The sequence below is a fragment of the Rhodococcus mengyinensis genome (assembly GCF_048381435.1).
GTDB lineage: Bacteria > Actinomycetota > Actinomycetes > Mycobacteriales > Mycobacteriaceae > Rhodococcus_F > Rhodococcus_F opacus_D.
In genome coordinates this window covers 17,095-40,503 of sequence record NZ_JBLWIT010000103.1, presented here as the reverse complement: position 1 = coordinate 40,503, position 23,409 = coordinate 17,095, and the positions used below count along the sequence as shown (strand labels likewise).

At 68.8% G+C, this 23,409-nt stretch carries 20 protein-coding genes; 9 read left to right on the top strand and 11 right to left on the bottom strand.

Features of this window, described 5'->3' with window-relative positions:
* Positions 1–14: 14 nt before the first annotated feature.
* Positions 15–1,109 carry a Glu/Leu/Phe/Val family dehydrogenase gene (locus tag ACNJ7E_RS20845; protein ID WP_280781972.1) on the bottom strand — a complete coding sequence of 365 codons (1,095 nt, stop codon included), beginning with the start codon at positions 1,107–1,109 and terminating at the stop codon, positions 15–17.
* A 6-nt stretch (positions 1,110–1,115) separates the two neighbouring features.
* On the bottom strand, positions 1,116–4,628 hold the full coding sequence (locus ACNJ7E_RS20840) for an indolepyruvate ferredoxin oxidoreductase family protein (protein WP_418340881.1): 3,513 nt from the start codon (positions 4,626–4,628) through the stop codon (positions 1,116–1,118).
* A 138-nt stretch (positions 4,629–4,766) separates the two neighbouring features.
* Between ACNJ7E_RS20840 and ACNJ7E_RS20835 the strand changes: the two genes are divergently transcribed.
* Both ACNJ7E_RS20835 and ACNJ7E_RS20830 read left to right on the top strand, forming a co-directional pair.
* The gene (locus ACNJ7E_RS20835; protein WP_009474314.1) at positions 4,767–5,279 is read left to right on the top strand and encodes an Lrp/AsnC family transcriptional regulator; all 513 of its coding nucleotides are present in this window, start codon (positions 4,767–4,769) and stop codon (positions 5,277–5,279) included.
* A 23-nt stretch (positions 5,280–5,302) separates the two neighbouring features.
* Entirely contained in the window at positions 5,303–5,764 is a 462-nt protein-coding gene (locus ACNJ7E_RS20830; protein ID WP_005252720.1) for a 6,7-dimethyl-8-ribityllumazine synthase, read from the top strand.
* Between the two features lie 83 nt (positions 5,765–5,847).
* On the opposite strand, the gene ACNJ7E_RS20825 is transcribed toward ACNJ7E_RS20830, so the two are convergent.
* Positions 5,848–6,225: a PH domain-containing protein gene (locus tag ACNJ7E_RS20825; protein ID WP_073360680.1), complete on the bottom strand. Its 378-nt coding sequence runs from the start codon at positions 6,223–6,225 to the stop codon at positions 5,848–5,850.
* A gap of 80 nt (positions 6,226–6,305) precedes the next feature.
* On the bottom strand, positions 6,306–6,947 hold the full coding sequence (locus tag ACNJ7E_RS20820) for a restriction endonuclease (RefSeq protein WP_280781974.1): 642 nt from the start codon (positions 6,945–6,947) through the stop codon (positions 6,306–6,308).
* Between the two features lie 190 nt (positions 6,948–7,137).
* Here ACNJ7E_RS20820 and ACNJ7E_RS20815 point away from each other — a divergent pair, with 190 nt between their 5' ends.
* Positions 7,138–8,193 carry a 2,3-butanediol dehydrogenase gene (locus ACNJ7E_RS20815; RefSeq protein WP_418340880.1) on the top strand — a complete coding sequence of 352 codons (1,056 nt, stop codon included), beginning with the start codon at positions 7,138–7,140 and terminating at the stop codon, positions 8,191–8,193.
* Between the two features lie 3 nt (positions 8,194–8,196).
* Here the strand turns inward: ACNJ7E_RS20815 and ACNJ7E_RS20810 are convergent, their stop codons facing one another.
* Positions 8,197–9,708 (bottom strand): PucR family transcriptional regulator, encoded by a 1,512-nt coding sequence (locus tag ACNJ7E_RS20810; RefSeq protein ID WP_418340879.1) that lies wholly within the window; start codon positions 9,706–9,708, stop codon positions 8,197–8,199.
* 121 nt (positions 9,709–9,829) lie between these two features.
* Here ACNJ7E_RS20810 and ACNJ7E_RS20805 point away from each other — a divergent pair, with 121 nt between their 5' ends.
* From ACNJ7E_RS20805 to ACNJ7E_RS20795, 3 genes are all read left to right on the top strand, one after another.
* The gene (locus tag ACNJ7E_RS20805) at positions 9,830–11,281 is read left to right on the top strand and encodes a purine-cytosine permease family protein (protein WP_418340878.1); all 1,452 of its coding nucleotides are present in this window, start codon (positions 9,830–9,832) and stop codon (positions 11,279–11,281) included.
* Entirely contained in the window at positions 11,274–11,678 is a 405-nt protein-coding gene (locus tag ACNJ7E_RS20800) for a YybH family protein (protein ID WP_418340877.1), read from the top strand. Before ACNJ7E_RS20805 ends, ACNJ7E_RS20800 begins: the two co-directional genes overlap by 8 nt.
* Before the next feature lie 128 nt (positions 11,679–11,806).
* The gene (locus ACNJ7E_RS20795; protein ID WP_198601986.1) at positions 11,807–11,959 is read left to right on the top strand and encodes a hypothetical protein; all 153 of its coding nucleotides are present in this window, start codon (positions 11,807–11,809) and stop codon (positions 11,957–11,959) included.
* A gap of 9 nt (positions 11,960–11,968) precedes the next feature.
* Here the strand turns inward: ACNJ7E_RS20795 and ACNJ7E_RS20790 are convergent, their stop codons facing one another.
* The 5 genes from ACNJ7E_RS20790 to ACNJ7E_RS20770 form a co-directional block, all read right to left on the bottom strand.
* A complete protein-coding gene (locus ACNJ7E_RS20790) occupies positions 11,969–13,330 on the bottom strand; it encodes a bifunctional lysylphosphatidylglycerol flippase/synthetase MprF (protein WP_105413600.1) in 1,362 nt (453 codons plus the stop codon).
* Between the two features lie 97 nt (positions 13,331–13,427).
* On the bottom strand, positions 13,428–13,766 hold the full coding sequence (locus ACNJ7E_RS20785) for a ferredoxin family protein (RefSeq protein WP_280781978.1): 339 nt from the start codon (positions 13,764–13,766) through the stop codon (positions 13,428–13,430).
* Positions 13,763–15,358 (bottom strand): FAD-dependent oxidoreductase, encoded by a 1,596-nt coding sequence (locus tag ACNJ7E_RS20780; protein WP_418340876.1) that lies wholly within the window; start codon positions 15,356–15,358, stop codon positions 13,763–13,765. The genes ACNJ7E_RS20785 and ACNJ7E_RS20780 overlap by 4 nt, the downstream gene beginning before the upstream one ends.
* A 141-nt stretch (positions 15,359–15,499) precedes the next feature.
* On the bottom strand, positions 15,500–15,928 hold the full coding sequence (locus ACNJ7E_RS20775) for a pyridoxamine 5'-phosphate oxidase family protein (RefSeq protein WP_105413566.1): 429 nt from the start codon (positions 15,926–15,928) through the stop codon (positions 15,500–15,502).
* 1 nt (position 15,929) lies between these two features.
* A complete protein-coding gene (locus ACNJ7E_RS20770) occupies positions 15,930–18,839 on the bottom strand; it encodes an FAD-binding and (Fe-S)-binding domain-containing protein (RefSeq protein WP_418340875.1) in 2,910 nt (969 codons plus the stop codon).
* A gap of 57 nt (positions 18,840–18,896) precedes the next feature.
* Here ACNJ7E_RS20770 and ACNJ7E_RS20765 point away from each other — a divergent pair, with 57 nt between their 5' ends.
* Together ACNJ7E_RS20765 and ACNJ7E_RS20760 are read left to right on the top strand one after the other, a co-directional pair.
* Positions 18,897–19,637, top strand: coding sequence for a DUF998 domain-containing protein (locus ACNJ7E_RS20765; protein WP_418340874.1), 741 nt, complete (start codon positions 18,897–18,899; stop codon positions 19,635–19,637).
* A gap of 44 nt (positions 19,638–19,681) precedes the next feature.
* Positions 19,682–20,464 carry a DUF427 domain-containing protein gene (locus ACNJ7E_RS20760; protein WP_418340873.1) on the top strand — a complete coding sequence of 261 codons (783 nt, stop codon included), beginning with the start codon at positions 19,682–19,684 and terminating at the stop codon, positions 20,462–20,464.
* Positions 20,465–20,466: 2 nt separating this feature from the next.
* Here ACNJ7E_RS20760 and ACNJ7E_RS20755 read toward each other — a convergent pair whose 3' ends face one another.
* Positions 20,467–21,765: an NtaA/DmoA family FMN-dependent monooxygenase gene (locus ACNJ7E_RS20755; RefSeq protein WP_418340872.1), complete on the bottom strand. Its 1,299-nt coding sequence runs from the start codon at positions 21,763–21,765 to the stop codon at positions 20,467–20,469.
* 93 nt (positions 21,766–21,858) lie between these two features.
* Between ACNJ7E_RS20755 and ACNJ7E_RS20750 the strand changes: the two genes are divergently transcribed.
* Entirely contained in the window at positions 21,859–23,370 is a 1,512-nt protein-coding gene (locus ACNJ7E_RS20750; protein ID WP_418340871.1) for an ATP-dependent DNA ligase, read from the top strand.
* Positions 23,371–23,409 lie beyond the last annotated feature (39 nt).

Below are 23,409 nucleotides of genomic sequence, written 5' to 3'. Positions count from 1 at the left end.
GGCGGCGGAGCCGCCTACCTGGCTGCGGCGATGCGGGCCTCGGCGACGGCGTCGGCTGCGGCGCCGGCGAGGATGCCGTCCCGCTTCGCGACGTCGAGGATTTGGACGACGGTGGCGAAGATCTTCTCGACCTGCGCGCGGACGTCGTCGGCGGACGTGCCGAGCCGCTCGCCGGCGACCTGGATGAGTCCGCCGCCGTTGGCGACGTAGTCGGGAACCCAGGTGATGCCGCGTTCGCCGAGGTCGTGCTCGACCGCGGGGTGGGCGAGCTGGTTGTTCGCGGCCCCGCAGATCACCTGGGCGGTGATCGCGGCGACGGACTCGTCGGTGAGCGTGGCGCCCATCGCGCAGGGTGCGTAGACGTCGAGCTCCTGGTCGATGACGGTGGACGCGATCTTGACCTCGGGGAAGTCGCGGGCCACGCGGTCGAGTGCGGCGGCGTTGACGTCGGTGGCGACCACCGACGCGCCGTCGGCGAGCAGCAGCTTGATCAGCTGGTAGCCGACCTTGCCGGTGCCCTCGACGCCGACGGTGCGGCCGGCGAGGCTCGCGGTGCCCCACGTGGCCTGGGCGGCGGCGCGCATGCCCTGGAACACGCCGAGGGCGGTCATCGGGGCGCTGTCGCCGGACCCGCCGGCGGCCGTGTTGCGTCCGACGACGTAGTCGGTGGCGCGGCCCATCACGTCGAGGTCGTCGGAGTTGGTGCCCACGTCGCCGGCGGTGATGTACCGGCCGCCGAGCGTCTGAACGAACCGGGCGTACGCCTCGAGCAGCGCCTCCGACTTTCCGGTGGCCGGGTCGCCGATGATGACGGCCTTACCGCCGCCGAGGTCGACTCCGGCGATCGCCGACTTGTAGGTCATGCCCCGCGACAGGCGCAGGACGTCCTTGAGTGCGGCGGCCTCGTCGGCGTACGGGTAGAAGCGGGTTCCGCCGAGCGCCGGTCCGAGGGTGGTGTCGTGGATCGCGACGATCGCCTTGAGTCCGGTGGCGGGGTCCTGGAAGAACGTCACCTGCTCGTGGGCGGTGTCGGTGGGGAAATCGGTGCGCTCGAACACTCCAGCGTTTTCGGGCAGTGCGGTGTCGTGACGTTCCGCGGTGAGAGTCATGTCTTCTCAGGACCTTTCCGGAGTGGTGGCAATCGTGATGGTGGAGGTGTCGACGCCGAGTTCGGCGAGACGCTGGAGGTAGACGGTGACGTTGCGCAGCTTCACGTCCTCGTAGCCCCGGACGAGGTCGGGGGTCGCGGCGATCAGCGTTGCGGTGTCGTAGGTGTCGGCGGTGAGGTCGGCGACGAGGCGGGCCACCGTGGTCTCGTAGTGTGCGAGCAGCTGACGCTCGAGGCGACGGACCTTGGCGTAGCCGAACGGGTCGAACGCGGTGCCGCGCAGGAACTTCGCCTTGGCGAGGGTCTTGAGCGCGACGTGCGAGCGGGGGCCGAATCCGATCTTGGTCTTGCGGCCCATGGCCTTGAGGACGGGCGGGTGCAGCTTGTAGGTGAGCTTGCCCGCGCCGGGGACCTCGCCGGCGGCGGCGTCGAGGAACGCCTGGTCGGTGAGCATCCGGGCCACTTCGTATTCGTCCTTGTAGGCGGTGAGCTTGTGCAGGCCGGCGGCGACGGCCTCGCTGAACTCGGTCCGGCTGCCCAGTTCGCGCTCGGCGTCCCATGCCTGCTGCACCAGGGCGATGTAGCGGGCGGCAACGCGGTCGCCCTGGAAGGCAACGAGGTTCGCGGCGCGGCGTTCGGTGAGCTCGAGCGTCGTGCCGTCCAGGGTGGATCCGGCGAACAGGTGCGTCGGGACGACGCTGTCGCTGCGCTGGGGCACGGCGGCCGAGCTGGTGGCGGCGAGGAAGGCTTCCCGGTCGGCGACGGCGACGCGTCCCCAGTGGAATGCGGCCTTGTTGGACTCGACGGCCACCCCGTTGATCTCGAGGGCTTCCTCGATGAAGCGGGCGGGGACGGGCAGTCCGCCGGCCTGGTAGGCAGCGCCGACCAGCAGGAAGTTGGCGGCGGCCGTGCTGCCGAACAGTGCGGTGGCGGCGGCGAGCCCGTCGATCGCGGTCAGTTCGCGGGCCGAGACGTCGAGACGCTCGAGCAGCTTGTCCTCGTCCGGGTAGCGGACGGCGGGGTCGTAGACCATGTCGCCGGTCGGGGTCTGGCTGGTCGACGCGACGGTGATGGTCCGCTCGGAGCTGCCGAAGCCGGCGTACTTGGCGTCGGCCGCCGTCAGCAGGTCGAATGCGAGGACGCAGTCGGCGGTCGCGGGGCTGATTCGGTTGGACGGCGCCGAGCTTCCCGACCGTGTCTTCTGATCGCTGAGCCGCAGGTGCGAGGTTACGGGTCCGGCCTTCTGACTGAGTCCGGTCTGGTCGAGTCCCTCGACGTGCAGCCCGGCGCGCAGTGCGGCCATGCCGAGCACCTGGTTGACGGTGACGATGCCGGTACCACCGACACCGGCCATGAACAGGTTGTGCGTTCCGGTCCACACGGCGGGGTCGGGGTCGCCGACCTCCGGCGGAACCGGGATCTCGCGCAACGTCTTCGGTGCGCCTTCCTCGGGCAGCTCGACCGTCACGAACGACGGGCAGTCGCCCTCGAGGCAGGAGTAGTCGGTGTTGCAGCTGGTCTGGTCGATCTTGGTCTTGCGGCCGAATTCGGTGTCGACGGGCTGCACGGACAGGCAGTTGGACTTGACGCCGCAGTCGCCACAGCCCTCGCAGACGGCCTCGTTGATGACGACGCGGGTGCGGCGGGCGGGCAGCTTGCCGCGCTTGCGCTTGCGGCGGGCCTCGGCGGCGCACTGCTGATCGAAGATCAGCACGGTGACACCCTCGACGTCGCGCAGGACGCGCTGCGCCTCGTCGAGCCGGGTCCGGTCCCACAGCAGTGTGTTGGCGGCGAAGTGGGCACCCTTGTGCCGCTTGGGGTCCTCGGCGCACACGATGATCTGCTTGACGCCCTCGGACGCCAGCTTGTGGGTCAACTGCGGCACGGTCAGCCCGGCCTCGGCGTCCTGCGCCCCGGTCATCGCGACGGCGGAGTTGTAGAGCACCTTGTACGTGATGTTGACGCCTGCGGCGACGCACGCCTGCACGGCGAGCTGGCCGGAGTGGAAGTAGGTGCCGTCGCCGACGTTCTGGAACATGTGCTTGACGTCGCTGAACGGGGCCTGCCCGATCCACTGCGCGCCCTCGCCGCCCATCTGGGTGAGCATCGTGACGGCGCTGTCGGTGCGGCCGGACATCGTGACCAGGGTGTGGCAGCCGATGCCGCCGCCCGCGATCGATCCCTCGGGCACCGCGGTGGAGCGGTTGTGCGGGCAGCCGGAGCAGAAGTACGGGGTGCGCGACGTCGGGAGGACGGTCAGCTCGAGGCGCGGCGGCGGGGCCGGCGTCAGCGCGACCCGGTCCTTGAGGACGCGGCGCAGCGGTCCGGTGAGACGGGCGGCGGTCAGTTCACCGTCGACGGGAATCAGGTTCTTGCCCTGCGCGTTCTTCTTCCCCAGCACTGCCGGTGCGCTGGCGCCGCCGTAGAGGATGTCCTTGAGCTGCGACTCGACGAACGGCATCTTCTCCTCGACGACGAGGACCTGCTCGACGCCGTCGGCGAGTTCGCGAACCTTGTCGGCGCCCAGCGGGTAGGGCATGCCGACGCGGAGGATGCGGATGCCGGCGTCCTCGAGCTGGGAGTCGCCGAGCCCGAGGTCGAGCAGGGCCTGGCGCAGCGAGTCGTAGGCGGTGCCGACGGCGGCGATGCCCAGCCACGCGCTGCGCGGGTTCACCTCGATCTTGTCGATCTCGTTGGCGGCGTTGAACGCCTCGACCATCGCCCAGCGCGGCCCGTACAGGTCGGCCTCGGCATAGACGCTGTCGGGCGGGGACGCGAGCACGCGCTGCCGGTACGACCACGGCTTGCCGTTCCACTCGATCTCGGGGAGCACGATGTCGAGGTCGGCGAAGTTGCGGTCGAGGGTCCAGAGTCCGTCGGCCACGTCGGCGACGATCTTCATGCCCGACCAGCAGCCGGAGATCCGCGACAGCGCCACACCGTAGAGGCCGAACGTGATGACCTCCTCGGCGTTGCGCGGGAAGAACACGGGCATGCCCATCGCGGCCATGGACCGCTCACTGGCGCAGGGGATGGTGGAGGACTTGGCGTTGGGGTCGTCGCCGACGAGGACGAGGACGCCGCCGCGGGCGTTCGCGCCGTACATGGCGGCGTGCCGGATGGAGTCGCTGGCGCGGTCGAGGCCGGGACCCTTGCCGTACCAGACGCCGACGACGCCGTCGTGGGTGCGCTCGCCCTGCGGGAGGTCGACCTGGCTGCCCCAGACGGACGTCGCGGCGAGTTCCTCGTTCATGCCGGGCACGAACTTCACGTCGTGGTCGGTGCTCAACGTGGGGATGGCGGTGATGGTGCGGTCGAGTCCGGCGAGGGGGCTGCCCTGGTAGCCGGAGACGAACGTCGCGACGTTCAGTCCCGCGCGGCGGTCGCGTTCGTGCTGCTCCACCAGCTGGCGGGCGATGGCCTGCACACCGGTCATCAACACCGGGCCCGAGTCGGCCCGGTATCGGTCGGCGAGATCAAAGGATGCTGCACTGGTGCGAGCGTCGTCTAACTGAGTCATCTGCGATTCCCGATCCGTCGCGTTGAGCATTTCGTGAGCTTGATCCTGTATCTGGTCTAAGATTTGGTCAACGCAAATCGGATCAACTGATCAGTTCACGCAACAGGTGACGGTCGTCACTTCCCGGAGGTACCCAAAGTGCTCAGCATCGACAAGCTCGACGTGCAGTTGCTCGGACTGCTCGGCCAGGACTCACGCATGAGCGTGGCCGAACTCGCCAACTCGCTGGGCGTTGCCCGCAACACCGTCCAGTCCCGGATGAAGCGCATGGAGACCAGCGGACTGCTCACCGGCTTCCGCCCGAACCTCGACCTCGCCGAGGTCGGGATTCCCATCCAGGCGTTCGTCGGGCTCGAACTCGAACAGGGCAAGCTCACCGCCGTCGGCAATCGCCTCGTCGACCTGCCGGAGGTCATCGAGATCCACGCGACCACCGGCCGCGAAGATCTGCTGGTGCGGGTGGCCACGTCCACGCACGCGGAGCTGCAGAAGTTGCTGGAGAAGATCGCGAACCTGCCCGGCATCACGCATTCGACCACCACCATCGCGCTGACCAGCCCGCTGCCGTACCGGATTCAGCCCCTGCTCGAGCACCTCACCGACGACTCCGGGTGGGGCCGGTCCACGGCACTGCCCCGTTCACAGCGCTAGCTCCGGTGCAGTAGTTTCAGACCATGAGTGAGAGTCAGGGACGAATCGCGTTCATCCAGGCCACGTGGCACCGCAACATCGTCGACCGCGCGCGCGAGGGCTTCACCGACGAGGTGAACACGCTGGGGTATTCGAAGGACGAGCTGGACTTCTTCGAGGTGCCGGGCGCGTTCGAGATCCCGCTGCACGCGCGCCGCCTCGCCCTCACCGGGCGTTACGACGCCGTCGTCGCGGCCGCGCTCGTCGTGGACGGTGGCATCTACCGGCACGAGTTCGTCGCGACCGCGGTGATCGACGGCCTCATGCGCGTGCAACTCGACACGGACGTGCCGGTGTTCTCGGTTGTGCTGACGCCGCACCACTTCCACGAGCACGACGAGCACCTCAACTACTTCCACGACCACTTCGTGAAGAAGGGTGCCGAGGCCGCTCGTGCCTGCGTCGCCACCGTCACGTCGCTGAAGTCGCTGCCGACCGCGAACTGAGATTCGCCCACTCCGAACCGCAACGAGAAACCACCGTCAGTACGTACTGACGGTGGTTTCCTCGTATTGGAGGCTTGCTGCCGCTACACGGCGACGAAATGCGACAGAATCGCCTGTACCTCATAGATGTCCACGGACTTCGAGAACTGCTTTTGCAGCGGCACCGGATTGCCGGAGATCCAGATCTTCAGTTCGGCGTCGAGATCGAAGTTTCCGGCGGTCTCTACCGCGAAATGCGTAATCGATTTGTAGAGCACGCTGTGGTATTCGATCTTCTTGCCGGTGAATCCCTGCTTGTCGACGAGAATGAGTCGTCGGTTGGTAAACAGGAAAGCATCGCGTACCAGCAGATACGCAGCGTGGATCTGCTCACCGTTTCCGAGGAGTCTCGAGTACTCCGCGTGCGCAGCCGCCGGGTCGATCTTTCCCGCATTACCCATGAGGCCGTTCATCAAGCCCATTTTCATCTCCGCGATTCCACTCGAATGTCGACAGTCACGCTGGCTGTCGTCGGGACGAGCGAGATCGTTACGGGGCCGAACTATCGGTCCTTCGCGTGCCGGTGCTGGACGTAGAGGAGCCAGAACACGGGCGCGCCGACGACGGCGAGGATCGTCGCGAACACCCTCAGCCCGACGTTCCCTTCCCCGAAGGGGGCGATCATGAGGACAATCGTGCAGACGACGGCGCCGAGGAGTCGCCAGTGGGCGCCGAAGAAGCCTGCGACCATCGCCCATGCGTTGCGGGCGACGATGCGCGCCGGCGATTCGGGCTCCGGTGGGGGCGGCGGGGACGGGGCCACCGCAACCGTCGAGTTACGCGCGGCGGCCACCAGTTTCGGGGCGTGGACACCGACCGGCGGGGTTTCGCCGTCGGGCTCGCACCGGAACAGGGCGATGCCCACCGTGTCCGCGTAGTCGACGGCCTCGTCCGTGTATCCGGGGCCGGAGAAGTACAGGAGCTTCCGGGCGTGGCTGGTTCCGCGGGTGCCGTAGAGATTCGCGAGGTCCGACTTGCCCGCACTGCCGCCACGCCACTTCACCTGCGCGTACGCGCGTGACGAGTAGACGTCGATGCCGCCGTCCGCGCCTCCGAGTAGCGCTGTGGCGTCGCCGTAACCGAGCTTCTGCATCTGCTCGGCGGCGTTGATTTCGGCTTCAGCCGCCGTGCGTATGCGTGCCATGCCTCACTCCCCCAGATCGAACCAGTCTTTCCCCTCGAAGGTACCCGCAGATCCGGTCAAACCAGCTATCGGCCGGTGAACGTCACACCGGCGCCATCGAATGCAACACACTGCAACTCTTCCCGCCCCCGGCCGCGCGCCCGTACCGTTCCCCGAATCAGCACGTTCACAACGTAGTGAGGGCGGATTCATGAGGGCAGCACGCTTCCACGGCCGACGCGACATCCGGATCGACGACATCCCGGAGCCGGAATTGCGGCCGGGCGCGGTGAAACTCCGGGTCGCGTGGTGCGGAATCTGCGGCACCGACCTCCACGAGTACCTGGAGGGCCCGATCTTCATCTCCCCGCCGGGGCATCCGCATCCGCTGTCGCACGAGAATGCTCCGGTGACGATGGGCCACGAGTTCTCCGGGACGGTCGAGGAGATCGGTGAGGGCGTCACCGATGTCGCCGTGGGTGACAACGTGGTGGTGGAGCCGTACTTCGTGTGCAATGAGTGCGCGTCCTGCAAGGCAGGCAACTACCACCTGTGTACGAAGATGGGTTTCATCGGATTGGCCGGTGGCGGAGGCGGACTCAGCGAGAAGGTGGTGGTCGACCGCCGGTGGGTGCACAAGATCGGCGACATCCCGCTCGACGAGGCGGCCCTGATCGAACCGCTCAGCGTCGCGCACCATGCGGTCGTCCGCAGCGGGGCCAAGGCCGGCGACGTCGCGCTGGTCGGCGGCGCGGGGCCGATCGGACTCCTGGTGGCCGCGGTCCTGAAGGGCCTGGGTGTCACCACGATCGTCACGGAACTCAGCGACGCCCGGAAGCAGAAGGCGCTGTCCAGTGGGGTCGCGCATCACGTGATCGACCCGTCGTCGGAGGACGCGAAGACCCGGGTGCTCGAGCTGACCGACGGTGTCGGCGCCGACCTCGGGTTCGAGTGCGCCGGGGTCAACGCCGTCCTGGACACCATCCTCGACGCCGTCCGGCCCGCAGCCGTGGTGGTGAACGTGTCGATCTGGGGCAAGCCCGCGACGGTCGACATGCAGAAGCTCGTCCTCAAGGAGATCGACCTGCGCGGCACCATCGCCTACGTCCGCGATCACGAGGCGGTGATCGAGATGGTGCGCACCGGCGTGATCGACCTGGCCCCGTTCATCACCGGCCGGATCGAACTCGACAACCTGGTCTCCGAGGGCCTCACGACGTTGATCGAGCACAACGACACGGCGGTGAAGATCCTGGTCCGGGCGTGACCGTCAGTCGGGTTCGTCCGTCGACGGCGTCACCGCCCTGGCCTTGAGCGCCAGCCACAGCTCCATGCGGTCGTCGGCCTGGTCGAGGTTCCGCCCGGTCAGCGCCGCGATCTTGTCGATCCGGTTCCGGACGGTGTTGCGGTGCACGGAGAGGGCGGCCGCCGCCGGGTCCCAGGCCCCGTTGGCTCGCAGCCATTCCTCGAGCGTTCGCTGGAGTTCGACGCGTTCGCGCGGCTCGAGCTGATCGAGGGGTGCGAGGACGGCGGTCGAGAAGCCGCTGAGCACGTCGGCCGAGCCGAGTCGCAGCAGCAACTGCACGGTCTCCCCCTCCTTGGCGTCGACGGCGCGGCCCAGTCGGGCACTGACGGCGACGAGGGATCGCGCCTGCATCGCCGACACGGCCAGCGCGTCCACCGGAACCAGCGCACCGATCCCGATCGCGCATCCCTCTGCCACGCCCGACAGCAGGTCCGCCAGCCCGGCGACCTCGGGGTGCGCGATCTCGATGTCCGAATTGCGCTGTCTCAGGACGGATTCCGGAAGGACCGAACCGATCCGGACGGTCAGGTCGGCCACAGCCTCGGGAGTGGAGCGCACGACGGCGATCTGCAGGGGGTCCCGGGACAGCCCGATGCCGGCCGCGATCTGATGTGCGCGCTCCCGCCGGAGTCCGGGTCTGAGCAACTGCGCCAGCGCCGCCGCCCGCCGCTGCCGCTCCGGTTCGCCGGCCACGTGACGCCGTTCGAGTTCGAGCGACAACAGCGAGACGAGAACATTGGACGCGTGCCGCAGCGCGCTGTCCGCCGACCGCTCGAGCACGACGAACGCGAGCGGGTTGTCGATGCGAACGGGGTGCAGTTCGAGTTCCCGCCGACCGGCACCGCCGAACGCCGTCCAGCCCTTCGCCCGGGTGGTGTAGCGACCCACCTGGTCTTGGGCGTCCTGCAGGAACGCCGCATCGACTCCGTCGGAGAGTTGGACCACCCCGCCGGACGCGTCCAGCACCGCGCAGAGGGAGCCGCTGACGCACCGCCACTTGTCGAGCAGTCCGCTCAGGGGCGACGGTCCGGCCGCGACCGCGGTGAGCTGATAGCTGAGTTCGATGGCGTCCTCGAGCGCACGTTTCTCCTCCTCGGCGATCCGGGAGAAGATCCATTTGGTGATGGCGATGAACGGCACCGAGTCGGGGGCGATGAGCAGCGGGACGCCGAATTCGCGCGCCGCCGCAACGAGCGGCGCCGGTGGCGCCTGGTAGGGCAGCCCGTGCCCCAGACCGAGGCACAGTGCGGCGACCCCGCCCGCGACGCAGTCCCGCACGTAGTCGCGGCACCCGGATTCGGTGGTGGGAAGCATCAGGCCGACGGTCATCAGCAATTCGCCACCCTGCAGCCAGTCCCGCGGACGCGTCAGTTCGGACACGTGCGCTGCGGTGATGGGGTTGCCGACTCCCGCCGTCCCGCTCATCGACGTGAGCCGCAGCGTGGGAGCAGACAGGACGTCCTGGACGGTGATCACCGGCGACCTCTTGTACGAATTGCCCAACCGTAATAGACGAACTGTACATCTCGCCTCTGGTGCCGGGGCGGCGCAGTGCGCAGAGTGGTGATCAGAGCCACAGCACCTCCAAGGAGTTTCAGTGTCAGATCACTCCGGCGACACCGCCGCGACCCTCGGTGGCACCATCGAGACCCGCTCGATCGACTACGTCCCCGAGGACGAACGTCACGGGAAAGTCCGCGACCAGGGCCCCTTCTGGTTCGTCGGAAACTTCCAGCCCTTCACGGTGGCCATCGGCTTCGTCGGCCCCGCCCTCGGCCTGTCGCTGGGCTGGACGGTCGTCGCGGGCATTCTCGGCATCTTCTTCGGAACGCTGTTCATGGCGTTCCACGCGTCGCAGGGACCGGTGCTCGGACTCCCGCAGATGGTGCAGTCCCGCGCGCAGTTCGGCTATCACGGTGTCGTCCTCGCACTCATCGGGACGTTGTTCACGTACGTCGGGTTCAACGTCGTGGACGTCGTCATCATCAAAGCGGGCCTGCACAGCATCTTCGGGTGGAACGCGGCCGTCATCGCCGTCGTCATCACCGCGGTCGCCACGCTGCTCGCGATCTACGGTCACGATCTGCTGCACCTGTCGTTCCGTGTCCTGTTCTGGCTGTCGCTGCCGCTGTGGGCCATCCTCACGTGGGGCGTCGTATTCGGGCACGCCGGCGGCGACGCGGGCGCGGCGACGGGCGGGTTCACCCTACTGGCGTTCATCGCCCAGTTCAGTGTCGCGGCCTCCTACAACATCACCTACGCGCCGTACGTGTCGGACTACTCGCGGTACCTGCCGCGCAACACGCGCACGTCGGCCATCGTGTCGGCTGTGTTCCTCGGCGCCTCCGCGTCGCCGGTCTGGCTGATCCCGGTGGGTGCGTGGATGGCCACCCGGCTCGGAGCGACGGATGCGCTCGCCGGCATCCACGACGCCGGCAACTCGGTGGTCCCGTTCCTCGGCAGCGTGCTCGCCCTCGTCGCGACGCTCGTGCTGGTGGCCACCATGGGCCTGAACGCGTACAGCGGCATGCTCACCGTGATCACCGGCATCGACTCCTTCCGGAAGGTGACCCCGTCCCGCCGGATCCGGGTGGTGACCGTCCTCGCGCTGGCCGCGGTCTGGCTGGTACTGAGCCTGCTGTTCACCGATTCGACGACCGTCCTGAACACGACGCTGCTGATCATGCTGTACCTCCTCGTGCCGTGGACCGCCGTCAATCTCACCGACTTCTTCTTCGTGCGCCGCGGGCATTACGCCATCACCGACCTGTTCACGCCGGACGGGCTGTACGGAATGTGGTCGTGGCGGGGAATGACGGCCTTCTTCGCCGGCATCGTCGCCTCCGTTCCGTTCATGGTGCTGCCGTTCTACGTCGGGCCGATCGCCGCGGCCCTCGGTGACGTCGACGTCGCGTTCGCGGTCGGACTCGCCGTGTCGGGGATCGTGTACTGGGTCCTGTCCCGGTCGCTGGACCTCGACACCGAGGAACGGTTCATCGAAGACAGCGAAGCCGCGCTGGCAGTCGAGGAGACCCCGGCTCATGGCTGACACGAAATCGGCTGACGTCCAGCACGCGATCGACGCGCTGATCCGGGCATTCGGCGAGCACGACACGACCGCCTACTTCGAGGCGTTCAGCCCGGACGCGACGTTCGTCTTCTACACCCACCCGGTGCCGCTGCCCAGTCGCGAGGCCTACCGCGACCTCTGGTCCGAGTGGGAGTCGGACGGGTTCCGCGTTCTGGCGTGCCGTTCCAGCGAGCAGAACGTCACGTTTCCGGCCCCGGATGTCGCGGTGCTGACGCACCGGGTCGGCACCACCGTGCGGGATTCGACAGGAACGGTCGAGCTCGACGAACGGGAGACGATCCTGTTCCGGCGGCGTGAAGATTCAGGCTGGATCGCCGTCCACGAGCACTTGTCGCCCCAGTCGATCACAGCCTGATAGCTGACAGATAGCTGGCTCGACGTGGACCGCGTCACATCAGGACCCTGTCGAGTTGCGGACGCAGTCGCCCGACGGTGTACTGGTCAGTAAACCTGCCCGGCTCGGCCTATCGCGAAGGTGCACAGATGACGGACGAACGGCCCGGCAAGACTCAGACCCCACCGGACAAGGCGACGCGACCGACTCCGAAGGAGGCGACCCCGGACGTCTCCAAGACCGATCTCGCGGCCGTCGTCGACGCGCTCACCGCGACGAACGAGAAGAATTTCGACTTCTGACCTCGCTCCTCAGGCCCGTTCCCGGTGCGGCACGAACTCGAACGTCAGGCACGCGAACGCCACGGGCAGCAGGTAACGGAAACGCAGGAGGACGTAGCGCCGGTTCCCCGTGGAATGGAACTTGCCGAGGTAGCGGTACAGCGACTCGAGCGAGATCAGCACGTCGCCGAGGTGCAGGACACGGCGGAAGAGCCACGCTCCCGCGCCGGGTGCGTCGGGGTCGAGGAGTTCGGGGAACGCCGCGAACGACAGCGAGACGTATCGCGCACCGGTGTGCCCGGCGTACCGGATGACGTCGACGGTCATGCGTTCGTCGGTGCCGTTCGGCGCGCCGTCGCCGCGCCACGGAACGTCGAGGCTCAGTTCGCGGGCGGAATCGGCGGTGCCGTAACGCTGGAAGGCGACGGCGCGCCCGGTGCAGTCGCGGGCGATGACGAGCAGAACACCGGGGAGTGCGCCGTCCAGCAGGTGGTCGAGGATCATCGAGAACCCGCGGCGCTGATGTCCGGCGCGGGCGGCCTCGACGATGTCCGACAACTCCCGGCGCGTCGGTTCGTCGAGCGCGGCTTCCGGGACGATCTCGGTGGTGAGCCCGGCGTTGTGGGTGCGCTGCACGGCCTGCCGGAGGTTGCGGAACTTCCTGCCGTGCAGGGTGAAGTGTCCGACGTCGATCACCACGTCACGGCCGATCGGGACCGCCGACAACGGCTTTCGGGTGTCGCCGCCGATCTCCCACAGCCGGGCGACGCGCTCCCCCGCTCCAAGCACGGCGACGCGCCAACCGCGTTCGGCCGCGAACTCGGAGAACTCGTCGAGGAGGGCGCCGAATTCGAGCGCGTTGCCGATGGGATCGCCGGAGACGACCGCTATTCCGGATCGCGCCCGGTAGGCGATCGCCGCGGTGCCCGACGCGTTGAAGTAGTACGACTTCGCCGAATTGAGGGCGAACGGCGACAGCGGATCGTCCGTGGTCTGCTGGATCAGCGAGAAGACGCGGGCACGGTCCTCGGGCTGCGGAACACTGCGCACCGGCAGCATCAGGACGGGTCCGGTGGCCACGAGGAGGAGAAATCCCGGAGTCGAATGTGCGCTCGTGTACGCCACATCCGCGGCCGCAACGAACAGCACCGCCGCCACCGAATGTGTCATGGTGACGGGCCGCCGCAGATGCAGTCCCCGGGCCACCAGCAGGACGGCGATTCCGGCCGCCACCATCCACGTGCGAACGGGACCCGACCGCCCGGCCATCCACATGAGCACGAGGCCGACCACGACGGTTGCGCCGACGAGCGCCATCCGCGCCGCGGGCGATTCGGGCCGGTACACCCGCAGCCCCGGCACGGTCATCGGTGTCGACTTCGAATTCTGCATCCGCACCCCTGCCCCAGGTGACGACTGTTCCGGTGCCTCCAATCTAGCGGCTCCGCCACCCGTGAGTGGTTGACGAGTCTCTGGACTCGCTACGCACTCACGGGCGAAGCCTCGGCGGCGGTGCCCCGTGCGGCAGGGACGGCCCGACCGCCGTGAGCGAGCCTGCGGCACGCCCCTTCCCCCAGCCGAGCTTCTCGCGGTACCGGCCGATGTGGTCCTCCGGGATGTCCTGCCCGTCGACGAGTGGCGTGGACTGCGGATCCACGTACAGCGCATCGACCGGGCAGTACGCCTCGCACATGAAGCACGTCTGGCAGTCCGATTGCCGCGCGATCACGGGGATCCCGGTGTCGGTGCGGTCGAACACGTTGGTGGGGCATGCGTCGACGCACTTGTCGCAGCCGATGCACGCGTCGGCCAGCAGCACCTCGATCACGAGGCCACCCGCAACAGCCCACTGCGTGCCGCGCCGGTCGAGGTCCACACGTCGTCCAGCCCACCGGTGAGCACGTGGTGGTGCTGCGCGGGGTCGAGGTCCGGGTAGTCGGCACGCTTGCTCATTCCACGGGTTTCCGTCCGCGCGAGCGTCGAGTGGTACATCCACCGCCCCACCGCGGTGATCGCCGCGGCCTGACGGGCCCGGACACGTTCGTCGCCAGTGTCGCCGCCGAGCCCCAGCGACAACGCCGTCCACAACGACTCCAGCTCGTCGAGCGCACCCTGCACACGCACACCGTCCCGCAGGTAGTTCTTCTCGTACGGGATGAGTTCCGCCTGCGCGGCCGCGACAACGGCGGATGCCTCCAGCCCCGACCGCCCCGTGGGCCGCAGTCCGGCCCGGCCGGCGGGACGCAGTTCGCCCGCCCGGACCCGACGTTCGGTTCGCGCGAACCGCGCGGCCCCCGTGCCCGCCCAGCTGCCGGACGACATCGCCCACGCCGAGTTGTGGCTGCCGCCGCCGGTGAAGCCGCCGCAGATGCGTTCACGGGTCGCGGCGTCACCCGCCGCGAACAGGCCGGGGACGGACGTCGCGCAGGTGTCGTCGACGACGTCGATGCCGCCGGTTCCGCGCACCGTCCCCTCGGCGAGCATGCTGACCTCGAAGCGGTCGGTGAACGGGTTGATGCCGCGACGGTCGAATTGCAGGAAGAAGTTGGGCTGGCCGAGTCGCATCTGGCGCTGCACGTCGTCGTCCGCGCGGTCCAGTTGGGCGAACACCGGCTCGGACAGCAGCGTTTTCGCGATCACCGAACGCCCCTTGGTGGAGCCGGCGCCCTCGAGGACCCGTCCGTCGGCGTGGAAGAACGTGGCGTAGCCGTAATAGGCGGTCTTGGTGATGGTGGAGTTGGCGGGGACGATCGCGTACGCGTTGGAGAACTCCATGCCGGAGAACGTCGCACCCACCTCGGCGGCCATCAGCGCGCCGTCGCCGGTGTCGACGTTCGTGCCCAGGGCGCGGGACAGGAACGCGCAGCCGCCGCTCGCGATCACGACGGCGCCCGCGGTGATCCGGTAGTCGCGGTCGTCCTGGCGCTGGTAGCCCGCCGCGCCGCGCACCTGGCCGTCGGTGTCGACGAGCAGTTCGAGGGCCGGCGAGTGGTCGAGAATCCGGACGCCCGCCTTCTTCACCCACGCCCGCATCCGCCGCATGTATTCGGGCCCTTGGAGTCCGGTGCGGATCTGCCTGCCGGTGTCGGGGTCGACGGGGAACGGGTACCGGCCTTCCTCGGCGAGGAGGTTCATGTTCGCGTATGTCTGGTCGAGGACGCGGTCCATCCAGTGGTGGTCGGCGAGATGTCCGCCGAGCGTTTCGCGGCTGGCCTTGGCCTTCGCCCGCGCGGACGGGTCGGGGTCGACGTACCAGACACCGGTGCCCGAAGGCGCGGTGGCGCCGCTGGTTCCGCAGTACCCCTTGTCGACGAGGACGACGTCCGCCCCGGATTGCCGTGCGCGCAGCGCGGCCCACGTTCCGGCGGGGCCGCCGCCGATGACGAGGACATCGGTGCTCAGGTCGAGAAGTTCGGTCATGAAGGGCGCTCCTGTCGAGGCGGAACAACTGCCCATCAACGCTTCCGCACAGGACGCGTCACCGCCATCGTCAGAATCACCGTGAGCTGAACGCCCGTGCGCCTTTCTGGTTGTCCCAGCTACCAAAAAGGCGCACGGGCGCTACGCGCCTTTGCCGTAGTCGACGCTCAGCCAGTGCTCCGGCCGCATGCGGATGACGATTGCGCTGTCGTCGTACGCCTCCTCGACGAAACTGTCGACCTCCTCGGCGGGGAGGTAGCGGGTGGCGAGTTCGCGGACGACGTCGGCGGTGGGTGATTCGTCGAACTCCGCCGGACCTTCGACGCTGACGTACCGGTACGGCGGCTTCTCGTCCTGGGCGACGAGGCTGAAGCGGCCGGCGGCGCGGATCAGCCGCTCTTTCAGCGACCCGCGACCGGTCCAGACGTACACCTCGCCGCCGGGTTCGTAGCCGTACCAGATGGGCACGGCGAGCGGTGCCCGCCCGTCGCGGTCGACGGCGATCACCCCCACGTGTACGTCGGCGAGGAACTTCTCGCGCTGTTCACTGGTCATCGACAACTGCGACATGTCAGTCTCCGCTCTGGTGTTCGGTTTTCGACGATGGTGCGGGGTCGAGCAGCTGGGCGAGGTGTTGGGACGATCGGGTCGGGTCGAGTTGCCGCACCTGCATGTGGCAGCTGAAGCCGTCGGTCAGCACGACTGCGTCTTCGGGACTGTCGCGGAGGGCGGGGGCGAGTGCCTGTTCCGCGACCTGCATGCTGAGGTCGTAGTGGTCGGCCTCGAACCCGAAGTTTCCTGCGACGCCGCAGCATCCGGTGGCCTCGCGCACACGCTCCACTCCGATCGCTTGCAGCGCCTTCCGCTGACCGGCCGCGCCGAACACGGCGTATTCGTGGCAGTGGGTCTGCACGGTGACGTCGTCGGGCAGCGGCACGCTCGGGGTCCAGCCCGCCTGGGTGCGTTCGAGGACCGCGCCGGCGAAGCTCTGCACGCGGGCGGCGACGCGTCGGGCGGCGTCAGTGTGGACGAGTTCGGGCAGGTCCTTGCGGAACGCGGCGGCGCAGCTCGGTTCGAGGACGACGATGGGGCGGTCGGTGCCGTCGTCGAGGAGTTCCGCCGCCTTGGCGAGGGTCTTCTTCGCCTGCTTCAGCTGTCCGGTGGAGATCCAGGTGAGCCCGCAGCACACGTCGCTGCGGCACTGCGAGCTGAGGCCCGCCTCGGCGAGCACCCGCGACGCGGCGCCGACCACCTCGGGGCGAAACCCGCGGGTGAACGTGTCGGCGAGCACCACGACGTCCGCGGTGCCGTTCCGCGACGTCTCCCCGACCTCGCGTCGGATCTGCTTGCGGGACGCGAACTCCGGCATCGACCGGTGCGGGGTGAGCCCACCCAGTTTTGCCGCGACCTTCGCCAGCCTGCCTGCGGTGAGCCGATTCACCACAGGGGCGGACCGTTCTGCGATCTTCAGCCACACCGGCAGCCACCCGAGGGAGTAGTGCGACAGTGGACGCACCCGGCCGCGGTAGTGGTGGTCGAGGAATTCGGACTTGTACGTGGCCATGTCGACGCCCACCGGGCAGTCGGTGGAACAGGCCTTGCAGGACAGGCAGAGGTCGAGGGATTCCTTGACGTCCTCGGAGCGCCATCCGTCGGCGACGGTCGGCGAGTTGCGGACCATCTCCTGCAGGGCGCGGGCCCGGCCGCGGGTGGAGTCTTTCTCGTCTCCGGTCGCGCGGAAGCTGGGGCACATCACCCCGCCGGTCGAGGCGCGGCAACGGCCCACCCCGATGCACCCCTGGACGGCGTGGACGAACGGTGCGACGGGGACGTCGCTGGTGGGGGTGAGGTCGAAAGTCGTCTGCCACGACCGCGGGTTCACGCCGTCGAGGGCCAGGCTGCCCAGCAGCGGTTCGGGGTCGACGATGCTGCCGGGGTTCAGCACGGCCGCCGGATCCCAGAGCCGCTTGAACGTCGCGAACGCCGCCATCATGGTGGGCGTGTACATGATCGGCAGCAGAGCCGACCGTGCGCGACCGTCGCCGTGCTCCCCCGACATCGATCCCCCGAACCGCACGCACAGTTCCGCGGCGCGGTGGATGAACCGCGACATCACGTCCCGGCCCTCCTCGGTGCGCTGGTCGAAGTTGATGCGGATGTGCATGCAGCCGGCGCCGAAGTGCCCGTACATCACGCCGGTGAGGCCGAATTCGGCGAGCAGGGCCTTGATGTCGACGAGGTAGTCGGCGAGCTGGTCGGGTGCGACGGCGGAATCCTCCCAGCCCGTCCAGGATTCGCCGCCCTCGACGAGTCGGGCCGACAGTCCGGCGCCGTCCTCGCGTACCCGCCACAGCGACGCGCGTTCCGCCGGGTCCCCGACCACCCGCGAGTCGACGAGCCGTCCGGCCGCCCGCAGCTTCGAGACCAGTTCGGCCCCGCGCAGTTTCACCTCGCCGAGGTCCTCGCCGTCGAGGTCGACGTACAGCCAGGCCTCGCCGTCGGGCAGCCCGACCACGGAGTCGGCGCCGCGCAGGTGCCGCATGGTGTCGACGATCGCCGAGTCGATGCCTTCGATCGCGGCGGGTGAGTACGCGAGGATCAGCGCGTTGTCGCGGGCGGCGTCCACCAGGTCGCGGTATCCGAGGCACAGCAGCATGGCTGCGGGCGGCACCGGCACGAGCGCGACGGTCGCGGCCACGATCACCGCGCACGTCCCCTCGCTTCCCACCAGGGCGCGGGCCACGTCGAAGCCGTTCTCGGGCAACAGGTTCGCGAGGTGGAATCCCGATACCTGTCGCGGGATGCGGCCCAGCTCGAGGCGGAAGTCGCCGAGATGCTCCTGTGTCAGCGCGTCGAGTCCGGCGGCGATCCGTTCGGCCTCGCTCACTGCGGATGAGTCTTCCGGGTCGGTGGCCCGCAGCCCGTCGTGGGTGGCGGTCAGCCGGTGCCCGTTCGCCGTCACGAGGTCGAGTGCGACGACGTGATCGGACGTGCGGCCATACCGCACAGAGTGGTTGCCGCAGGCGTCGTTGCCGATCGCACCGCCGACGGTCGCGCGGGACTTGCTGGACGGGTCGGGGGCGAAGGTGAACGCGCCGTCCGTCGCCAGTTGCACGTCTTTCTGCAGGTCCGTGAGGACGATACCGGGTTCGACGACGGCAGTTCGGGTGGACGCGTCGACGGCCCGCACCTGATTCATGTGCCGGGAGAAGTCGAGCACCACTCCCCTGCCGATCGCGTTGCCCGCCAGTGACGTACCGCCACCCCGGCTGGTGATGGGGATGCCGCGGTCGGTGCAGGCCCGGACGATCGCCACCACGTCGCCGGCGCTGCGCGGAAATGCGACGGCCAGCGGCGGCACCCGGTAATTGGAGGCGTCGAAGGAGTATTCGGCGCGCCGCCGCGATCCGGTGTCGAGGTCGATGCCCAGCTCGGCGAGCTCGGCGTGCAGGTCGGCGGCGGGACGTGTCAGCTCAGCCACGCGTCGATCTGTCCCGTCTCGTCGGAGTCAGCTACCGGAATTCTCGTCAGCGGGGCCATGGCTACATGGTCGAGCCGCTCCCGAAGATTGTCAACAATCCTCTCGGTGAGCCGGGTACGGTTCGGAGGGGTGAGCGTCGTGCGAACGCCGTCACCCGCCCAGCGACTGTTGGCTGTGCGGGCCGGAGCCACGGCCTGGGTGCTCATCGCCCTGTATTTCCTCGCGGAGGTCGTGACCGCACGCGCCTGGCCGCGGCCGTACGAGGTGCGGACCAACTCGGTCAGCAACCTGGGTGTCACGGGCTGCGACGGTTCCGCGGCCCAGGTCGCGGCCGCCCGGCTCTGCTCACCGCTGCACACGGTGATCAACAGCGCTTTCGTGCTGACCGGGGTGCTCATTCTCGCGGGAGCGGTGGGCCTGCGCGAATTCCTGCCACCGGGACGCCTGCGCCGGGCCGCGTTGACGCTGCTCTGCCTGGCGGCCGTCAGTGCGGCCATGACGGGCGTCGTTCCGATCAACGTGGACGCCCACCTGCACCAACTGGTCGCGACCCCGACGTTCGTCGCCCGCAACGCCGCCATGATCGTCATCGCAATCGCGCTCTACGAGCGTTGGCGCATCTTCGCGCTCTGGACCGGTGTGTGCTGCCTCGTCGGTGTCGTCGGAATGGTGGCGATCCTCCTCCCCGGCGAACCATTCGGCATCACCGAACGCCTGGCCCTCTACCCGTTCACGGTGTGGGTCGTGACAGCCGGTGTCGCGGCGCTCCGCACCCGTGCGCCGTTCCGGTCGCCCTGACTACCAAAAAGGCGCACGGGCCGCCGAAGGCGCACCATGGAGTGATGTCCACAGCTCTCACGCACGCCGCCGACACTCAGCAGTTCGCGGAGAACGGCCGCATCTCGATCGAACCCAATCACAAGCGCATCCGGGTGTTCTTCGGCGGTCAGGTGGTCGCCGACACCACCCGTTCGGTGTACCTGTTCGAGAAGGGGCACCTGCCCGTCTATTACATTCCCCGCGACGACGTGAACTTCGACTTCCTCGAGCCGGTCGACGCGACCACGACCTGCCCGTGGAAGGGCAAGGCCCGGTACTGGGACCTCGTCGTCGGCGACCGTCGCGCGGAGCAATCCGTGTGGGGTTACGACGTGAAACTGGACGATTCCCTCGACCTCAGCCCGTACGTCGCGTTCTATTGGCACAGGATGGACGCCTGGTACGAGGAGGATCAGCAGGTGTTCGTCCATGCCCGCGACCCGTATGTCCGCGTCGACGTGCTGCCGTCGTCCCGGCACGTCGAGGTGTTCATCGGCGACACGCTCGTCGCCGACACCGTCCGCCCGCGACTGCTGTTCGAGACGTCACTGCCGGTGCGCTACTACGTTCCCCGCATCGACGTGCGGTCCGAGTTCTTCACCGCCTCCGACACCAGGACGTCCTGCCCGTACAAGGGGACGGCGTCGTATCTGTCGTTCACCGGGTCGGGCGGCTCCGACCCCGTCCAGGACGCCGCCTGGTACTACCCGTTCACCACCGCGGAGGCGTCGGGCATCGACGACCACGTGTCGTTCTACCCCGACCGCGTGCGGATCGTCGTGGACGGCACCGAGGTGGAGAACTGACGTCAGTCGCGAGGGGGCAACGGGGGTAGTTCCAGATTGTCCCGGAACGTGCCGCCCACGTAGTCGTTGCCGACGATTCCGCGACGCCGCAGTTCGGACAGCAGGCCGTTGACGACGAAGTCCCGGGTTCGTTCCTCGGCGAGCCCGCCGAGGGAGATGACGTCGAGGACACCGGCGTCGTAGCGTTCCTGGACGGCGTCGGCGAGTTGTTCGGGTGTTCCCGCGACCGCCCAGTGGCCGGTGTCCTTGGACGCGATGATCAGTTCGCGCAGGGTCCGCCCGGAGGCGGCGAGCCGGCTGAAGATTTCGACCCGGCCGCGGCGGCGGTTCACCGACCGGACGTCGGGCAGGACGTCGGCCGGGATCGGCTTGTCGAGCGGCAGCCCGGACAGGTCGATGTCGCCACCGAGCATGTCCTCCAGCCTGATCCGGCCGGCGTCGAGGTCCGTCGCCTCCTCCTGTTCCCGGACCAGCCGGCGCACTTCCTCCTCGGACGCGCCGTAGGTGGCGTGGAAGGAGCTCATGATCAGCGGCAGTCCGTCGGCGCGGCCCAGTTCGGTGGCCCGCGCCCGAATGCTCTTGGTGTAGGTGACGGCGTCCTCGAGGGTGGGCAGCGACGTGAACACGACCTCCGCGAACCGGGCACCGAGTTCCACGCCGGCCGCGGACTGGCCGGCCTGGAATTGCACGGGACGGCGCTGCGGCAGCGGCGGGATGTTCAACGGTCCCTTCACCGTGAAGTACGTGCCCGCGTGGTCGATCGGCCGCACCCGATCGGCGTCGAGTGTGGTTCCCCCGGCACCGTCGGACGTCAGTGCCCCGGGTTGCCAGCTGTCGAACAGCGCGTTGATCACCTCGAGGGATTCCGTGGCGCGGGCGTAACGCTCCTCGGGGCTCGGCAGGTCCCGGTCGCTGTAGTTCTCCTCGCCCAGTGACGACGTGACGGCGTTCCAGGCGGCGCGCCCGTTGCTGACGTGGTCGAGGGTGCCGAACAGCCGCGCGAGATTGTAGGGGTGGTGGAACGTGGTGGTCACCGTCGCGATCAGCCCGACATGCGAGGTCACGGCACTGAGCGCCGACAGGAAGATCAGCGGTTCCTGCGCGCCGATCGCGCCCTGCGCCCCGAAACTCAGCAGGTCGGCGGCGAACAGCGCGTCGAACTTGTTCGCCTCGGCGATCTTCGCGATCTCGATCGACGACGCGACGGTCGACTGCTGCGGATCGATGGCGGCGGCATAGGTGCTCACGGCGCCGCTGACTCCCGTGACCGTCTTCAGCGGCCGGCGACGTGGGGTGCTCATCGTCGATAGCCTAGGAACGACGGCCCGGTCGGCCCAGCGTTTCGATCAGGCGGATTCTGACCGCCCACGGGACGTTCCGGTTACCGTCGGGGTGTGCTGTTCTCGCAGATCGTCGCGACGTCCCGGGACGTGGGGGCCACGCGGTCGCGCAAGGTGAAGGTCGGGGCGCTGCGCGAGGTCCTCACCCAGCTGGAGCCGGCCGAGGTGGAACCGGTGGTGGCGTGGCTGTCCGGGGAGCTTCGGCAGGGCCGGATCGGGATCGGCTGGCGGACACTCGCCGACATTCCCGCCACCCCGGCCGACGTGCCGTCCGTGACGGTGTCGGAACTCGACGGGACCGTCACCGCCGTCGCCGCGATCTCCGGCTCCGGATCCGCCGCTCGCCGACGCGAACTGCTCGCGGACCTCTTCGCCCGCACCACCGCCGACGAGCGGGACTTCCTGCTGCGGCTGCTCACCGGCGACCTGCGCCAGGGCGCGCTGGAGGGGGTGATGACCGACGCGATCGCGGCGGCCGCCGACCTTCCCGTCGAACCGGTGCGCCGGGCGTTCATGCTGTCGGGACGGCTGCCGGCGACCGCGGTCGCGGCGTTCGACGGCGGGGTGGACGCCCTCACCGCGTTCCGGCTGGAGGTCGGTCGTCCGGTCCGGCCCATGCTGGCCTCCCCCGCCGAATCACTCACCGACGCGTGGACCGAACTCGGCGGCGACGTCAGCGTCGAATACAAACTCGACGGTGCACGGATCCAGGTGCACCGCAACGGCGACGAGGTGCGCATCTTCACCCGCACCCTGCGTGAGATCACCGGCAGCGTGCCGGAACTCGTCGAACTCGTCGCAGGCCTGCCCTGCACGTCGGCGGTGTTCGACGGGGAGACGCTGGCGCTCACCGACAGTGGCCGGCCCCGACCGTTCCAGGAGACGATGAGCCGCTTCGGCGCCGAGTCCGCCCGCGACCTGCTGCTGCACCCCTACTTCTTCGACTGCCTGCACCTCGACGGCGTCGACCTTCTGGACGCGCCGCTGGAGGAGCGGCTGGCGGCCCTGGAACGCGTTGCCCCGCAACATCGCATTCCCGGGCTGATCCGCCCCGACAGCGACGGCGCCGCCACCCATTTCGACGACGCCCTTGCCGCCGGCCACGAAGGTGTGATGGTCAAGTCGCTCACCGCGCCGTATGCGGCGGGTCGACGCGGCCGCGCGTGGCAGAAGGTGAAACCGGAGCACACGCTCGACCTGGTGGTGCTCGGCGCCGAATGGGGTTACGGGCGGCGCACCGGCTACCTGTCCAACCTGCACCTCGGTGCGCGCGACCCGGACGGCGGCGAACCGATCATGGTGGGCAAGACGTTCAAGGGTCTCACCGACGCGCTACTGCAGTGGCAGACGGACGAATTCCCGCGCCACGAACGCAGCCGCGACGATCACACCGTGTACTTGCACCCCGACCTCGTCGTGGAGATCGAACTCGACGGCGTCCAAGTCAGTACGCGTTACCCCGGCGGGCTCGCGCTGCGATTCGCGCGGGTCCTGCGCTACCGCCCCGACAAGACCGCCGCCGACGCCGACACCATCGACGCCGTGCGGGCCCTGCTGCCGGGCTGACGGCGCTCGCTCGTCCTGCGGGGCGAGCGTGTGCGCGGT

Bases quoted from the DNA above. Each gene is read 5' to 3' on its own strand.
- ACNJ7E_RS20830 (WP_005252720.1), top strand. From the start codon at position 5,303: ATGAGTGAGAGTCAGGGACGAATCGCGTTCATCCAGGCCACGTGGCAC.
- ACNJ7E_RS20815 (WP_418340880.1), top strand. From the start codon at position 7,138: ATGAGGGCAGCACGCTTCCACGGCCGACGCGACATCCGGATCGACGAC.
- ACNJ7E_RS20800 (WP_418340877.1), top strand. From the start codon at position 11,274: ATGGCTGACACGAAATCGGCTGACGTCCAGCACGCGATCGACGCGCTG.
- ACNJ7E_RS20825 (WP_073360680.1), bottom strand. From the start codon at position 6,225: ATGGGCTTGATGAACGGCCTCATGGGTAATGCGGGAAAGATCGACCCG.
- ACNJ7E_RS20755 (WP_418340872.1), bottom strand. From the start codon at position 21,765: ATGAGCACCCCACGTCGCCGGCCGCTGAAGACGGTCACGGGAGTCAGC.
- ACNJ7E_RS20820 (WP_280781974.1), bottom strand. From the start codon at position 6,947: ATGGCACGCATACGCACGGCGGCTGAAGCCGAAATCAACGCCGCCGAG.
- ACNJ7E_RS20780 (WP_418340876.1), bottom strand. From the start codon at position 15,358: ATGACCGAACTTCTCGACCTGAGCACCGATGTCCTCGTCATCGGCGGC.
- ACNJ7E_RS20775 (WP_105413566.1), bottom strand. From the start codon at position 15,928: ATGTCGCAGTTGTCGATGACCAGTGAACAGCGCGAGAAGTTCCTCGCC.
- ACNJ7E_RS20760 (WP_418340873.1), top strand. From the start codon at position 19,682: ATGTCCACAGCTCTCACGCACGCCGCCGACACTCAGCAGTTCGCGGAG.
- ACNJ7E_RS20845 (WP_280781972.1), bottom strand. From the start codon at position 1,109: ATGACTCTCACCGCGGAACGTCACGACACCGCACTGCCCGAAAACGCT.
- ACNJ7E_RS20840 (WP_418340881.1), bottom strand. From the start codon at position 4,628: ATGACTCAGTTAGACGACGCTCGCACCAGTGCAGCATCCTTTGATCTC.
- ACNJ7E_RS20795 (WP_198601986.1), top strand. From the start codon at position 11,807: ATGACGGACGAACGGCCCGGCAAGACTCAGACCCCACCGGACAAGGCG.
- ACNJ7E_RS20765 (WP_418340874.1), top strand. From the start codon at position 18,897: ATGGCTACATGGTCGAGCCGCTCCCGAAGATTGTCAACAATCCTCTCG.
- ACNJ7E_RS20790 (WP_105413600.1), bottom strand. From the start codon at position 13,330: ATGCAGAATTCGAAGTCGACACCGATGACCGTGCCGGGGCTGCGGGTG.